Below are 14098 nucleotides of genomic sequence, written 5' to 3'. Positions count from 1 at the left end.
AGTATTTATGCCGATGAACCCTGCAGAGATCGAAGCACTGATTCGGGAAGCACTGCCCGAAGCAGATGTAACCATTGAAGATCTTCGTGGCGATGGTGATCACTATGCAGCTTACGTCGTTTCGCCTGCCTTTGAAGGAAAAACCCGCGTGCAACAGCACCAGATGGTTTATCAAGCCCTTCAAGGACGCATGGGCAATGAGTTACACGCGCTGGCTTTACAGACCTCTGCCCCGCAGAGTTAAAAGCCCACCTATTAAATTAATACTATCAAGGAATAGACCCTATGGATAACGTTGTCGCTGAACGCATTCGTCAGGAAGTAAATGAAAACGACGTTGTACTTTTCATGAAAGGAACACCTGTATTTCCACAATGTGGGTTTTCCGCAACTTCCGCCCAAATTCTCACACATCTCGGCGTAAAATTTACTGGTATTGACGTTCTTCAAGACCCAAGCATTCGCCAAGGTATTAAAGATTTTAGTAACTGGCCGACTATTCCACAGCTTTACGTCAAAGGCGAGTTCGTTGGCGGTTGTGATATTCTTCGCGAAATGTTCCAGACCGGAGAGCTTCAACAGTTTTTCAAGGACAAGGGGTTAGAGAGCCAAGAACAAGCTTCTTAACCTTCTCTGACAATCGAAAGAGGCCGCTTTATGCGGCCTTTTTTTGTCTCTAGCACTGCACAAGAGAACAAGTAACATGATTAAAATAAAACACGTTATGCAGCCGTTCACGATTTTCTGTTTACTCTTTTTATTTATCAATAATCCTGTATCTGCGAACTCAATAAGTCCTTATCCACAAGAAATCAAAGACGTTCTCACGAAGTATAAAATCGACGAGAGCAAGATTACCTCGCAAAGAACAATTAGAGACTTTCGCAATAAGCGCCGGATATTTGGGTACGAGACCTATATTCGCTTTGAAGACTGTAAAGGTTATTTACAAATTGTTCAGCATCGTTTTGGACGCGTAAGCCAAATCTATACAAGGGGCGAATGTAAATTTCCTGGTATCGAAAGCTTTTAAGTTTTAAATCTTTGGTCAAAAGCACAGAGGTTTAAAACAGTCGAGACAATACGAATTACGGAAATAAAAAAGGTTGCCAGCAAAACTGACAACCTTTTTTGATAACCATTTGATGCCACCGAAAATCATTGGCAGAATTTTCGTCCCGATTAGCGGGAGTAAAATTCGATGATCAGGTTTGGTTCCATCTGAACTGGATATGGAATATCAGCAAGTTCAGGAACGCGAACGAAAGTAGCTTTCATCGCTTTCAGATCGGAATTTACATATTCTGGAACTTCACGCTCAACAGATTCTACAGCTTCCAGAACCATTGGGATCTGACGGCTTTTCTCTTTAACTTCGATCACATCACCTTCTTTCACAAGATAAGAAGGAATGTTCACTTTTTTACCATTTACAGTTACGTGACCGTGGTTCACAAACTGACGTGCAGCAAATACAGTTGGTACGAATTTCGCGCGGTAAACAACAGCGTCCAGACGGCTTTCAAGGATACCCACAAGGTTTTGACCTGTGTCACCTTTACGACGGTTAGCTTCCGCGAAGTAACGACGGAACTGTTTTTCACCGATATTGCCGTAGTAACCTTTGAGCTTCTGTTTGGCCATAAGCTGTGTACCAAAGTCAGAAGTCTTACCTTTGCGGCGTTGGCCATGCTGACCAGGGCCGTAGTCACGACGGTTTAGGGGGCTTTTTGGGCGACCCCAAAGATTTACGCCAAGACGGCGATTAATTTTATATTTAGCAGCGATACGCTTGGACATTTCTGATATCCTATATATTAAGTTTGGTGTCCCGGTAGTTCCAATTAAGGACGGGGAACAGGCCATAGCCGCCCCACTTTCCCGGGAATGCAGGCGCGACTATACGGATACACATCCAAAAGTCAAACCTATTTCCCGCTGTACAGATTGCAAAGCCTGCGTAAGATACCTTTCAATATCTTTCCTGCAGGTCAGCAGAACTACCCATTTAACGAGGTTAAACCAATGGCAATCCACTTTTCCGAAGAGGAACTGGCCCAACGTCGTCAAAAAATCATTGACGAAATGGTAAAAAGAAACTTGGACGGAATGTTAATTTTCCGTCAAGAATCAATGTTTTACCTTACCGGATATGATACTTTCGGGTACGTTTTCTTTCAGTGCCTCTACCTTGGTTCCGATGGAACAATGACGTTGCTTACCAGATCAGCAGATTTACGTCAGGCCAAACATACATCGATTATTGATGATGTGAGAGTATGGGTAGATGGCCCCGATGCAACACCGGAACTGGAGCTTCGGAAGATTCTCGACGAGCACGGTGGAAAAGATAAAACATTTGGAGTCGAGCTTGAATCTTACGGATTAACAGCTCGAAACGGGCGCCGCCTTTATGCTGCACTGGATTGTTTTTGTAGGCTAGAAGATGCATCTGATCTCGTGAGCCAGCTCAGGGTCATCAAAAGCCCTGCTGAACTAGGGTATGTGCGCAAAGCGGCTGAGCTTGCTGATAATGCGCTCCGCGAAGCAAATGAGCTTTGCGTGCCCGGAGCCTTCGAAGGCGATATTCTCGCAGCCATGCAAGGTGCCGTTTTCAAAGGCGGCGGCGACTATCCGGGAAATGAATTTATCATTGGTTCTGGGCAAGATGCTCTGCTCTGCCGCTATTTTACGGGTCGCCGACATCTTGATGCCGAAGACCAGATCACACTGGAATGGGCAGGAGCCTACCGCCACTATCACGCCGCCATGATGCGTACCATTGTGATTGGCACCCCAACCGTTCGCCAGATTGAAATGCACAAGGTAGCAACGGATGCCATGGCTGCTTGCATGGAAACCCTAAAACCCGGCGCGGCCGTCGGTGATGTATTTGATGCCTATGCCCGTGTAGCCGATGAAGCAGGTATGCAGGAACATCGACTTAACGCCACCGGATACAGCCTTGGGACAACTTTTGCGCCGAACTGGATGGACTGGCCTATGTTCTATCATGGCAATCCCGTAGAAGTGCAGGAGAATATGGTCTTCTTCCTTCACATGATCCTGATGGATAGTGATAACAACACCGCCATGTGCCCCGGACAGACGGTTGTCGTCACAAAAGAGGGTTGTGAAAATCTCTCAAAGATGCCGCTTGATCTGATTGCGAATGGATAAAATTTAAAAGAGCGCAAGGTAGAAAGTTTAATCACTTCACTTTGCGCTCTTGCTTATCAATAAAAGAGTTACTTCTGCTGTTTCTTTGGCTTTTGTACCCGAGGACCAAGTTGTAAGGTCTTGACGACGCCGTGCAGCGTGTTGACTTCCTGATCAGTTAAATGAGCGCGCTGGAAGATATTCCGTAAATTACGCACCATGTTCGGTCGTTTTTCCGGTGGCCAGAGGAAACCTGATTCATCCAAGGCTGCTTCAAGACGCTTATAAAAATTCAATAGTTCGTCTTTAGTCGCCAACGGTGAACTACCAAGCAAAAGTTCTTCGTTCGGAACATTTGCCCCCTGTTGAAACCACTCATAGGCTATTAACAAGACAGCCTGTGCCAAGTTCAACGAAGAGAACTTGGGATTCAGCGGAACCGAGATAACGGTGTCAGCCAGCACAACATCATCATTATGCAAACCTGCTTTTTCCGGGCCAAAGAGAACACCGACTTTTTGGCCCGATTGATCAAAAGTACGCATTTCTTTCGCAGCATAATGTGGAACGGCCACTGGTTTGGTCATATCCCGTGTTCGCGCCGTCGTCGCATAGACTTTATGCAAGTCCGCAATTGCTTCTTCTGTCGTCTCGAAAACCTGTGCTTTTTCCAACACCTCAATCGCGCCCGCCGCTGATGCTTCCGCCGCAGGATTAGGCCACCCATCCCTGGGCTTCACAAGACGCAGTTCTGTAAGCCCGTTGTTCAACATGGCTCGGGTAACCATCCCGATGTTTTCGCCAAGCTGGGGTTTCACCAGAATAATCGCCGGACCACCTGTTTTTGATGTTTGAGCCAAAGTTGGTTGCGTGGAATCAGTACCCGCCACTGTATTCTCCGTTTTCGAAATCAAACGCTTGTTTAAATGCTTTTGGCTTTTTCATGGTAAAGCTTCCATGTAATGCCATCGTTAATCGCGTTATACGACGCATCGATAATATTTGGCGAGACCCCAACGGTAGTCCATCTACGTCCTGTGCTATCACCTGATTCAATCATCACACGGGTCACTGCCCGCGTTCCATCCTGTGGTGTTAGAATGCGCACCTTATAATCAAGAAGTACCATATCTTCGAGCTCTGGATAGAAAGGCAACAGCGCCTTCCTTAAGGCACAGTCCAATGCGTTTACCGGGCCGTTACCGGTCGAAACTTCCATGATCTCATTCCCGCCGACATCCAGACGGACCGTGGCTTCAGATTCAGTCACCAGATTATGCTTTGCATCTAAGCGCCGATCGTCCATAACCCGAAAGCGCGACAGAGAGAAATATTTCGGCACTTCACCAAACGCACGTCGCGCTAACAACTCAAAACTGGCTTCGGCACCATCATAGGAATAACCTTCGTATTCCCGGTCTTTCACCCGCTGCAACAAGGTTGTCATCTTGCCGTTATCTTGAACATCCAGATTGATATTCATATCCCTGAACATAGCCAAAACGTTCGAACGTCCAGCCTGATCCGACACGACAATATGACGTCTGTTACCAACATCTTCAGGGTTTATGTGCTCATAAGTCTTCGGGTCTTTTTCGACAGCAGAAACATGCAATCCCCCCTTATGAGTAAAGGCAGATTGCCCAACATAAGCCGCATTACTAGATGATGCTCGGTTAAGGCGTTCATCCAGCATATGAGAAACAGACGTCAAACGTCGCAACTGTTCATCACTCACGCCAATATCATAAGGTGTTTTTAGCTTTAGCGATGGTATCAATGAGACAAGATTTGCATTGCCACACCGCTCGCCCAACCCATTAAGTGTGCCTTGGATTTGACGCGCACCAGCTTCAACCGCCGCCAAAGAGTTCGCAACCGCATTCTCAGTATCGTTATGACAATGAATTCCAAGATGCGTACCTGGAATTTTAGTCGTCACCTCACTCACGATTTGACGAATTTCTTGTGGTAATGTCCCACCATTGGTGTCGCAAAGGACTATCCAGCGCGCACCAGCATCGTATGCTGATAATAGGCAATCCATAGCAAACTGAGGATTGGCTTTATAGCCATCAAAGAAATGTTCTGCATCAAACATTGCTTCACTTTTACGCGTTTTCAAAAACGCAATGGACTCACCAATCATGTCGATGTTTTCTGATTTTGTAATATCCAGCGCAACATCAACATGGAAATCCCACGTCTTACCAACAATACAAACTGCATCAGCAGCCGAATTAACCAAAGGCGCAAGTCCGGGGTCATTCTCGGCAGACCGTCCGGGGCGTCGTGTCATTCCAAAGGCAACAAATTGAGCTGCTTTAAGATCAGGGCGTTCGTTAAAAAACTCATTATCCGTCGGGTTGGCTCCCGGCCATCCTCCCTCAACATAATCAACGCCAATCGTATCCAATCCCATCGCAATCGCAATTTTATCAGCGACAGAGAAATCCACTCCCTGTGTCTGCTGACCATCACGCAGAGTGGAATCAAATAGAAAAACACGGTTTTCGTTTACGGAGTCTGACGACATTTTATTACAAGTTTCTTTGTGAAATTGATTTATACCTGCTTTTGACCACACAGATACGAAAAGGTCAATCTTACAGCCATAATTCACGCACTCATTAATATCCTTTCAATTACCGAGACATTTCACAATTACGTCACAGCTCGCCAAGATAAAAACAATAGAAGCACAACTATAATAATGTTATATAAGCGACCAACTTAAGGTGTTCTTGAGTTAATTTCTTTTTTGTACAATGAATCTGGGGGGATTTTTTTATGACAGATTCCACAATGACACAGCCACCTGTGGCTTCAGGTAGCCAGGACTTTTCCTGGAAATGGTTTTTACTTTCTTCAAAGGGGCGTATTTCACGGTCTGATTATTGGCTAAGATACGTTTTACCATATTTCATCATCAACATCGTCCTCATCGCTTTGGACTTTATGATTGGCACCTATAGCATCGAAGCTGGCGGTGGTCTCTTAAGCACTATATTTGCGATCGTTGGCCTTTATCCTTCTATCATTGTCCTTATTAAACGTTGGCATGATAGGGATAAAAGCGGCTGGTGGACCCTTATTATTTTTGTTCCAATCATCGGAGCTTTCTGGGTTCTTATTGAATGTGGCTTCTTGAGAGGAACAGCAGGGCCAAATCGTTTTGGGCCTTCACGGTTCCCCGAAGAACAGAATATCAACGAAGTTTTTGAATAAAGCTTTTCATTGATTCTAAAGCCCGTAGGATAAATGAGATCTTACGGGCTTTTTTTATGAGTAATAAACATGCCACAGCTTCTTCCCGACTTGTCATTACTTATCCCCTTCATTCTCGCCGGGATTGCCTTGAACCTCACACCCGGGGTTGATATGGCATATGTTCTAGCCAAGACAACACATCAGGGTAAGAAAGCCGGATTGCTTGCTGCAGTAGGTATTAGTTTGGGATCAATGGTTCATGCCACAGCTTCCGCATTGGGAATATCAGCACTGCTTGCTACGTCTGAAACTGCTTTTCTAACACTCAAAATTGCCGGCGCGATTTACCTATTTTACATCGCCTACAAAATTTTAGCGACACCATCACAGAGCGAGGCGCAGAACAAAGAGCAATCCGTTCCAAGCAAATCAAAAAACGGACGTATTATCCTGGAGGGTGCCACAACCAACCTCCTAAATCCCAAGATCGGTCTGTTCATGCTCGCCTTTCTACCGCAGTTTATTGATGCTGCACCACAGGACGTGGTGTGGCAAACACTCACCTTGGGACTTCTTTTTAATATCAATGGCTATATTGTTTTTGTTGTTCTCATCACATTGACTTCTTTAGCCGCTACAAAGATCAAAGCAAGTCGAGGTATAAAAACATTATTGCGCTGGCTCACAGCTACTATTCTAGGCGGCATGGCGTTTCGCATTGCCTTCACTAATAACTAGAACTAGATAAAAGAAGTTAAGATCTTTGAGGCCTCTGATCACTGGGTACCTTTTTCCCAAGAACTCATACTATTTCAGGAAAAAAATCCCATAATTCTAACAACTTAAAGAAGATCAATAACTTAAATTTATTGGCACAAAAAATGCTGTGTTATGCATACCTGTTCCTTAAGGGAAAAGCTTATGCATATAAACCTATTTCATCGTACAAACAGAGCCAATACTGCTCTAGCAGTGCCACACATCCCCTCATCACAACACCACAAGAGATCAAGCGAAACGACCTCTTTAAACCAACCAAGAACACAAGACAGGGTCACTCTCTCGCAAGAAGCTATGAAAGCGCTACAGGTTGACTACCGCCTTCAAGCAAAAAATCCATCTGCATCGGACAATGATGACAAGATCAACTCATTGGAAAAATGGGTCGATAAAGCTGTTACAAGAACAGAAGCCAACAATGGAAACATTCCCTTTGGCATGAAATGGAAGCTGGAATACCTCAACACCCGTATCACCAAGGCCCTTGATACTGACATCGGCCCTAAGGGAAACATTTTGAATCTGACAGAAAGTCAGCAAGAAAAACTAAGCCAGATTAACGAGAGAATTAATGGGCTATTGTCCCCAGTTTCAAATACAGAAAGTACTACGAGGACAGCAGCTTCACTTGAGGATAAGTCTTAACATATAACATAGAAAAGAATTATCCAGAGCTTGTAAAAACAACAACGCAAAAGGACCGAAAAAATTCGGCCCTTCACGATCATCAATTGATTTAAACTGGCACTGCAATTTTCCCAATTATCTTTGCTATTATTTCCTGCGCCAAGTCGTTCCAGTAGGGCTATCTAACAATTCAATGCCCTGAGCTGCCAGTTCATCACGAATGGCATCTGCACGAGCAAAGTCTTTAGATTTTTTGGCCTCAATGCGTTCGGCAATCAACGCCTCAATATCTTGACTATCATCACCATCCCCCTTGAACCAGACTTCCGGATCTTGTTGGATAATTCCCAACAATTTACCCCCGGCCAAAAGCTGCCCTTTGAGTTGAGCGATAACCTTGCGGTTCTTTTTGCGATCATCTGTGGTTTTGTTCAACTGCGTTGTAATATCATGCAACACAGACAACGCCAGTGGTGTATTCAGGTCGTCTTTCAGAGCTTCAAGGAAAGCATCTGAAACCTCATCGGTTGAGACTTCAATCTTCTCAACAGCCTGTATAGCGCCGTAAAAGCGATCAAGTTGTGTCTTAAACTCAGCGACCTTCTCACGGGTGATATCCAATGGCTGACGATAGTGACCAGATAGCAAGGTCAAACGCAGTGCTTCGCCATTCAGACCTTCGTCCAACAGTTGGCGTACCGTAAAGAAGTTGCCAAGGGACTTGGACATTTTCTCGCCGTTAACCACGACATAGCCATTATGCATCCAGTAACGAACATAAGGCTTTTCGTTGCAGCACTTGGATTGTGCAATTTCATTTTCATGATGTGGGAAGGTAAGATCCAATCCGCCACCATGAAGATCAAAGGTCTCACCCAGATGAACGCGTGACATGGCAGAGCATTCAATATGCCACCCCGGACGACCTTTGCCCCAAGGGCTTTCCCAGCCAGGTTGTTCATCGTTACTCGGTTTCCATAGCACAAAATCAGCAGGGTCTTTTTTATAGGGCGCGACCTCAACACGAGCACCGGCAATCATATCATCGCGATTGCGACGAGATAGCTCACCATAATCCGCCATGGATTGAACAGAAAACAGCACGTGTCCTTCCGCTTCGTAGGCATGCCCTTTTTCAATCAGCGTTGCGGTCATGTCGATCATTTCCTGAATATGATCGGTCGCACGCGGCTCGATGTCAGGCGGAAGTGCTCCAAGCGCCGCCATGTCGTCATGATAGGCTTGCGTTGTGCGCTTGGTAATACTTTCGATTGGCTCACCAGACTTCAAGGAGGCTTCAATAATCTTGTCTTCAACATCTGTGATGTTACGAACATAGGTCACATGTTCCGCGCCGTAAACATAACGCAGCAAACGGGCAAAGGTATCAAAGACAACAACAGGACGGGCATTTCCCACATGCGCCAGATCATAAACAGTCGGCCCACAGACATACATGCGCACATTTTTAGGATCGATTGGCTCGAAATCCTGCTTTTCACGCGCAAGAGTATTGTGGACTTTAATCGTCATCGTCTTTTCCCGAAATCTAGGGGTTGAATAAAGTGATTGTATAAAAGAAAGAGGTTTAGATAAAACCTCTTTCATCAATAAACGCCAATAATTTTAATCAAGTCGCTATAGCGACTACTATGTTGGCAATTTTTAGGCCGTTTGACCTTTGAGACGCGCCTCAGCACGTTCCCGACCAATTACAGGCAGAAGCTGTGCCAGTTCTGGACCATGTTGCTGACCCGTCAAGGCTTTGCGAAGTGGCATGAAGAGCTGTTTACCCTTACGACCCGTTTCGTTTTTCAGGACAGTGGTCAAGGCTTTCCATGTCCCCTGATCCCACTCTCCTTCAGGTAGCTTCTCAGCCGCCAATGTCAGGAATTCAGCATCTTCGTCTGCAATATCCGGGGTCACAGCCCCCCGACAGATATCAAACCAGGATTGTGTGTCAGATAATTTCTCCAGATTTGGGCGCACAACCTCCCAAAGCTCTTCGTCAAAGCCATCCTGCAGACGGGATTTGATAGATGCAAAATCTGCATCATGCAGAACCTTGGCATTCAGGTGCCCGAGCTCAACCGGATCAAAGCGCGGTGTCGCACGGCCAAAACGCGCGATGTCAAACAGCTCGGTCAAAGCCTCTGGAGTCTGACGAACTTCAATCGGATCAGGTGTACCAAGGCGCGCCAAATAGCTATTCAAGGCCATTGGCTCAAGCCCCTCTTCTTCACGAAGAGACCCGAGGCTCAAGCTCCCAAGGCGTTTAGACAAACCAGAACCGTCAGCACCAACCATCAGCGAGATATGTGCAAATTCAGGCACCTTGCCACCGAGCGCTTCGAACAGCTGTACCTGTACCGCCGTGTTGGACACATGGTCTTCACCACGCAATACATGCGTCACGTCCAGCTCAATATCATCAACACAGGATGTCAACGTATACAAGGGACGACCGTCTTCTCTAATAAGCACAGGATCGGTCAGGTGTTGGCCTTCAAAATGCACATCGCCACGGACAAGATCTGTCCAATCAATATCCTTGTGCTCTAGCTTGAAACGCCAATGAGCCTGACGTCCTTCAGCTTCGTACTTGGCAATATCTTCAGGCGTCAGCTTCAAAGCTTCGCGATCATAGATCGGTGGGCGACCTGCCTGTAAGGCAATTTTCCGCTTTAGACCAAGTTCATCAGAGGTTTCATAACAAGGATAAAGACGACCATCCGCTTTCAGCTTTTCTGCTGCAAGCTCATAACGATCCATGCGGTGGGACTGAACAGCAAATTCATCCCATTCAAGACCCAACCATTTCAGATCGGTTTGTATGGACTGTGCATATTCTTCTGTTGAACGTTCAGTATCCGTATCATCCAGACGAAGCAAAAAGCTTCCACCTGCTTTTTTGGCCATAAGCCAGTTCAATACCGCAATACGGGCGTTTCCGGCATGTAGGCGACCCGTAGGGCTAGGAGCAAAGCGTACTTTCATGAACTCGTCTTTATCTCTAATTTATCGGTTTGTAAGACCACGAAATGCATTCGTGATCGGATAGCGTCGATCACGGGCAAGGTCGCGAATTGTTACGCGAACACCCGGCGCGGATTGACGTCGTTTATATTCTGCAAGGTCTAACATACGCCAGACCCGACGAACAGTGCTCTCGTCATATCCCTGTGCAAGAATATCTACAAGGGGTAATTCTTCTTCGATAAGGCATTCCAGAATACCGTCCAACACATCATATTCGGGTAAACTGTCCTGATCCGTTTGATCAGGTTTCAACTCTGCCGAAGGTGGCTTGGTAATAATCCTGTCCGGCATAACAGCACCATCAGGCCCCAGAACATCATCCGGCTTGTGTTCATTCCGCCAACGAGACAGAGCAAAAACCTTGGTTTTATAAACATCTTTCAAAGCGTTATAGCCACCACACATATCACCATAAAGCGTTGCATAGCCTACAGACATCTCTGACTTATTGCCCGTGGAAAGTACCATAAACCCAAGCTTGTTGGAAATCGCCATTAGCGTTAAACCACGTGATCTCGCCTGAATATTTTCTTCAGTTGTATCCGCCTCGGTACCCGCCATCACCGGAGCCAGCATTTCTTCAAAAGCCTTCATCGCCGGGCCAATGGAAATAGAATCGTACGTCACACCCAAGAGTTCAGTAGCAAGCTTTGCATCTTCCAGACTTTCCCGGGATGTGTAGGGCGACGGCATCATGACACAACGCACCTGCTCCGGGCCAATTGCATCCACTGCGATCGCCGCAGAAAGCGCGGAATCAATGCCCCCCGACATGCCAATAACAATACCGGGAAAACGGTTTTTACGAATATAATCACGTACACCTAACACCAAGGCACGATAAATAGCGGCAAGTTCTTCTTCGGGGGCAACAGTCTGTGCCGGTTGGCATTCCCACTCCCCATCAGCATTTTTAAGCCATTCGGTCACCATAAAATGTTCATCGAACATCGGGGCCTGTGCCTTGAGGCTACAATCCGCGTTCAGAACAAAAGAGCCACCATCGAACACAATGTCATCCTGCCCGCCAACCATATTCAGGTAGGCCAGCGGCAGCTCGCATTCCTTGATCCGCTCTATGGCCAAGAGCTGACGTGTATCTGTTTTTCCTGCGTTGAACTGGGACCCGTTGATGCCGATCAACATCTCCGCCCCAGCTTCGGCAAGTGTTTCGCAAACATCAGCGTCCCACATATCTTCGCAGATAAAGACACCAACACGTACGCCACGGAATGAGAACGGTCCTGTTAAAGCGCCCTGTTTGAAAACACGTTTTTCATCAAAAACACTATAGTCACAGAGGAAATGCTTCCCCTTCCATCCAACAAGATTACCACCATCCAGTAGGACCGCAGCGTTGTAGATTTCTGAGCCTGTTGTCGTGAATGCTTTCTTGAAAGGGTTTTCCTGTAGCTTCACATCCGGCATCGGTGCACCAACCAAAACCCCCGGTCCACCATCAGCCGTGTCAGCCATGAGGCTACGCAGTTCGGCCTGTGCTTCCAGCAAGAGTTCCGGCTTTAGGACCAGATCCTCAGGCGGGTAGCCCACCAAGCTAAGTTCCGGTGTAACCAGTAAGTCTGCCCCGGCATCTGCAGCTTTCTTACGGGCAGCACGGATTAGATCAGCGTTCCCACGGATATCGCCGACTGTCGGGTTCATTTGCGCAAAGGCAATTGTCAGTTTTTCGCTCATGTCAGCTTATTACCTCTATACAGGTATGGCGGCAAGGATAAGAGACGGTATTCATCTCAAAACCCTACATATACTCATCATGAGTATATGTAGGGTTTTTTAACTTCAAAAACAAGTTACTAAAATGTAGTGCAAAATAATGTACGCAGGATCAAGGATTTGAACTTGCAGTATTAACAAAGATGTCCAAGATCAATGGAATGAAGATCACCCTCAGGAATTTTCACCATACACATCAGGGAGATAAAAATGGATTTAGGTATCGCAGGCCGCAAAGCCATTATTTGCGCATCATCCAAAGGGCTCGGTAAAGCCTGTGCAATGGAACTGGCAAACGAAGGTGTTGAAGTCGTTATTAACGGACGAACACCAGATTCGTTGAAAGCCACAGCAGAAGAAATTCGTAAAAGCACAGGTACGACAGTAACAGCTGTTGCCTGTGACGTCACAACGGCTGAAGGACGTACTCAATTACTTGCTGCATGTCCAAATCCAGATATTTTGGTAAACAATGCCGGTGGACCTCCCCCCGGTAATTTCCGCGATTGGGAAGGTGACGAGTGGCATAAAGCTTTGGAAGCCAATATGGTCACTCCCATTCTGCTCGCAAAAGCTGTTATCGACGGGATGATCGACCGTAAGTTCGGACGCGTCGTGAACATCACTTCTGGCGCCGTTAAAGCACCGATTTCAATACTGGGGCTGTCCAATGGTGCTCGATCTGGTTTAACGGGTTTTGTGGCAGGTCTTGCGCGCGAAGTTGCTGCGAACAACGTTACAGTAAACAACCTGCTGCCAGGTCCCTTTGAAACAGACCGTTTAACCGCGACATTGGAAAGTGCAGCCAAAAAGAACGGTACGACACTCGGAGAAGAATGGGCCAAGCGTCAGTCATCGAACCCCAGTAAACGTTTTGGCAAACCAGATGAATTTGGTGCGGCTTGTGCTTTCCTCTGCAGCACACGTGCTGGCTTTATTACAGGACAGAACTGGTTACTAGATGGTGGGTCTTATCCCGGAACTTTCTAATTAGCTCAAAGGCCGCATTGGCTGGGCAAAATAGCTATCTACCGAAGCCATAAAAAAAGCTCGCAAAGAAATCTCTGCGAGCTTTTTTATTCTTCATTTAAAAAATTTTCTGATCTCAGCAGTAGCTTTCCGCAGTAGCCTGAATGCGTTTTACCATCGCATGCAAACCATTGGCACGGTTCGGACTAAGATGTTGCGAAAATTCAAGACGCTTCAAAATATCATCAATATCGATAGCTTTAATTTCTGCAGCAGTCTTGTTTGAAAAGATCATCAAAAGAACAGCAACAAGCCCGCGTACAATGTGGGCATCACTGTCGGCAATAAAGCTCAAATGAGGCGGCGTGTTTTCATCCACATTACATACAAGCCACACTTGGCTGGTACACCCTTGAACACGCGAAGCTTCAGTCTTCAAAGCATCATCCATAGGGGGAAGCTTTCGCCCCATTTCAATGATATAGCGATATCGCTCTTCCCAATCATCAAGGAACTCAAAACTATCGATCAAATCTTCGATAGATGTATCTGTTGATGCGTCCGTGACCGTTTCAGTCAT

Annotated in this window: 14 protein-coding genes; 7 read left to right on the top strand and 7 right to left on the bottom strand. The window is 46.3% G+C overall.

What is annotated here, in order from left to right:
• The first annotated feature begins 7 nt into the window (after positions 1–7).
• On the top strand, positions 8–244 hold the full coding sequence (locus tag BKB51_RS12525; RefSeq protein WP_085901405.1) for a BolA family protein: 237 nt from the start codon (positions 8–10) through the stop codon (positions 242–244).
• 41 nt (positions 245–285) lie between these two features.
• Complete coding sequence (gene grxD / locus BKB51_RS12520) at positions 286–627, top strand: Grx4 family monothiol glutaredoxin (protein WP_085901404.1); 342 nt, start codon at positions 286–288, stop codon at positions 625–627.
• A gap of 555 nt (positions 628–1182) precedes the next feature.
• Here grxD and rpsD read toward each other — a convergent pair.
• Positions 1183–1800 carry a 30S ribosomal protein S4 gene (gene rpsD, locus BKB51_RS12510; protein ID WP_047765689.1) on the bottom strand — a complete coding sequence of 206 codons (618 nt, stop codon included), beginning with the start codon at positions 1798–1800 and terminating at the stop codon, positions 1183–1185.
• A 225-nt stretch (positions 1801–2025) separates the two neighbouring features.
• On the opposite strand from rpsD, the gene BKB51_RS12505 reads away from it, so the two are divergent.
• A complete protein-coding gene (locus tag BKB51_RS12505; protein ID WP_085901499.1) occupies positions 2026–3180 on the top strand; it encodes a M24 family metallopeptidase in 1155 nt (384 codons plus the stop codon).
• Between the two features lie 68 nt (positions 3181–3248).
• On the opposite strand, the gene BKB51_RS12500 is transcribed toward BKB51_RS12505, so the two are convergent.
• On the bottom strand, positions 3249–4049 hold the full coding sequence (locus tag BKB51_RS12500) for an RNA methyltransferase (protein ID WP_085901402.1): 801 nt from the start codon (positions 4047–4049) through the stop codon (positions 3249–3251).
• Positions 4050–4081: 32 nt separating this feature from the next.
• Positions 4082–5695, bottom strand: coding sequence for a citramalate synthase (gene cimA / locus BKB51_RS12495; RefSeq protein ID WP_085901498.1), 1614 nt, complete (start codon positions 5693–5695; stop codon positions 4082–4084).
• Between the two features lie 254 nt (positions 5696–5949).
• Here cimA and BKB51_RS12490 point away from each other — a divergent pair, with 254 nt between their 5' ends.
• The 3 genes from BKB51_RS12490 (at position 5950) to BKB51_RS12480 (ending at position 7794) form a co-directional block, all read left to right on the top strand.
• The gene (locus tag BKB51_RS12490; RefSeq protein ID WP_085901401.1) at positions 5950–6387 is read left to right on the top strand and encodes a DUF805 domain-containing protein; all 438 of its coding nucleotides are present in this window, start codon (positions 5950–5952) and stop codon (positions 6385–6387) included.
• 69 nt (positions 6388–6456) lie between these two features.
• A complete protein-coding gene (locus tag BKB51_RS12485) occupies positions 6457–7107 on the top strand; it encodes a LysE family translocator (RefSeq protein ID WP_085901400.1) in 651 nt (216 codons plus the stop codon).
• A 183-nt stretch (positions 7108–7290) separates the two neighbouring features.
• Positions 7291–7794, top strand: coding sequence for a hypothetical protein (locus tag BKB51_RS12480; protein WP_125911837.1), 504 nt, complete (start codon positions 7291–7293; stop codon positions 7792–7794).
• Positions 7795–7923: 129 nt separating this feature from the next.
• Here BKB51_RS12480 and cysS read toward each other — a convergent pair whose 3' ends face one another.
• The 3 genes from cysS to BKB51_RS12465 all read right to left on the bottom strand — a co-directional run bounded on the left by cysS (position 7924) and on the right by BKB51_RS12465 (position 12510).
• A complete protein-coding gene (gene cysS, locus BKB51_RS12475; RefSeq protein WP_085901497.1) occupies positions 7924–9309 on the bottom strand; it encodes a cysteine--tRNA ligase in 1386 nt (461 codons plus the stop codon).
• Positions 9310–9441: 132 nt separating this feature from the next.
• The gene (gene gltX, locus BKB51_RS12470) at positions 9442–10773 is read right to left on the bottom strand and encodes a glutamate--tRNA ligase (RefSeq protein WP_085901398.1); all 1332 of its coding nucleotides are present in this window, start codon (positions 10771–10773) and stop codon (positions 9442–9444) included.
• Positions 10774–10794: 21 nt separating this feature from the next.
• Complete coding sequence (locus BKB51_RS12465; RefSeq protein ID WP_085901397.1) at positions 10795–12510, bottom strand: NAD+ synthase; 1716 nt, start codon at positions 12508–12510, stop codon at positions 10795–10797.
• 249 nt (positions 12511–12759) lie between these two features.
• Here BKB51_RS12465 and BKB51_RS12460 point away from each other — a divergent pair, with 249 nt between their 5' ends.
• Positions 12760–13539: an SDR family oxidoreductase gene (locus BKB51_RS12460; protein ID WP_085901396.1), complete on the top strand. Its 780-nt coding sequence runs from the start codon at positions 12760–12762 to the stop codon at positions 13537–13539.
• A gap of 115 nt (positions 13540–13654) precedes the next feature.
• Here BKB51_RS12460 and BKB51_RS12455 read toward each other — a convergent pair whose 3' ends face one another.
• Complete coding sequence (locus BKB51_RS12455) at positions 13655–14098, bottom strand: SufE family protein (RefSeq protein ID WP_085901395.1); 444 nt, start codon at positions 14096–14098, stop codon at positions 13655–13657.

Source organism: Kiloniella majae, assembly GCF_002118315.1.
GTDB lineage: Bacteria > Pseudomonadota > Alphaproteobacteria > Kiloniellales > Kiloniellaceae > Kiloniella > Kiloniella majae.
Note: the sequence above shows the minus strand (reverse complement) of the source record. Positions and strands in the feature narration are given on the sequence as shown.

What these genes read in the sequence shown, in the direction of transcription:
- BKB51_RS12455 (WP_085901395.1), bottom strand. Translation starts at nt 14,098, where the DNA reads ATGACTGAAACGGTCACGGACGCATCAACAGATACATCTATCGAAGAT.
- BKB51_RS12480 (WP_125911837.1), top strand. Translation starts at nt 7,291, where the DNA reads ATGCATATAAACCTATTTCATCGTACAAACAGAGCCAATACTGCTCTA.
- cimA (WP_085901498.1), bottom strand. Translation starts at nt 5,695, where the DNA reads ATGTCGTCAGACTCCGTAAACGAAAACCGTGTTTTTCTATTTGATTCC.
- rpsD (WP_047765689.1), bottom strand. Translation starts at nt 1,800, where the DNA reads ATGTCCAAGCGTATCGCTGCTAAATATAAAATTAATCGCCGTCTTGGC.
- BKB51_RS12465 (WP_085901397.1), bottom strand. Translation starts at nt 12,510, where the DNA reads ATGAGCGAAAAACTGACAATTGCCTTTGCGCAAATGAACCCGACAGTC.
- BKB51_RS12485 (WP_085901400.1), top strand. Translation starts at nt 6,457, where the DNA reads ATGCCACAGCTTCTTCCCGACTTGTCATTACTTATCCCCTTCATTCTC.
- BKB51_RS12505 (WP_085901499.1), top strand. Translation starts at nt 2,026, where the DNA reads ATGGCAATCCACTTTTCCGAAGAGGAACTGGCCCAACGTCGTCAAAAA.
- BKB51_RS12525 (WP_085901405.1), top strand. Translation starts at nt 8, where the DNA reads ATGCCGATGAACCCTGCAGAGATCGAAGCACTGATTCGGGAAGCACTG.
- BKB51_RS12490 (WP_085901401.1), top strand. Translation starts at nt 5,950, where the DNA reads ATGACAGATTCCACAATGACACAGCCACCTGTGGCTTCAGGTAGCCAG.
- gltX (WP_085901398.1), bottom strand. Translation starts at nt 10,773, where the DNA reads ATGAAAGTACGCTTTGCTCCTAGCCCTACGGGTCGCCTACATGCCGGA.
- BKB51_RS12460 (WP_085901396.1), top strand. Translation starts at nt 12,760, where the DNA reads ATGGATTTAGGTATCGCAGGCCGCAAAGCCATTATTTGCGCATCATCC.
- cysS (WP_085901497.1), bottom strand. Translation starts at nt 9,309, where the DNA reads ATGACGATTAAAGTCCACAATACTCTTGCGCGTGAAAAGCAGGATTTC.
- grxD (WP_085901404.1), top strand. Translation starts at nt 286, where the DNA reads ATGGATAACGTTGTCGCTGAACGCATTCGTCAGGAAGTAAATGAAAAC.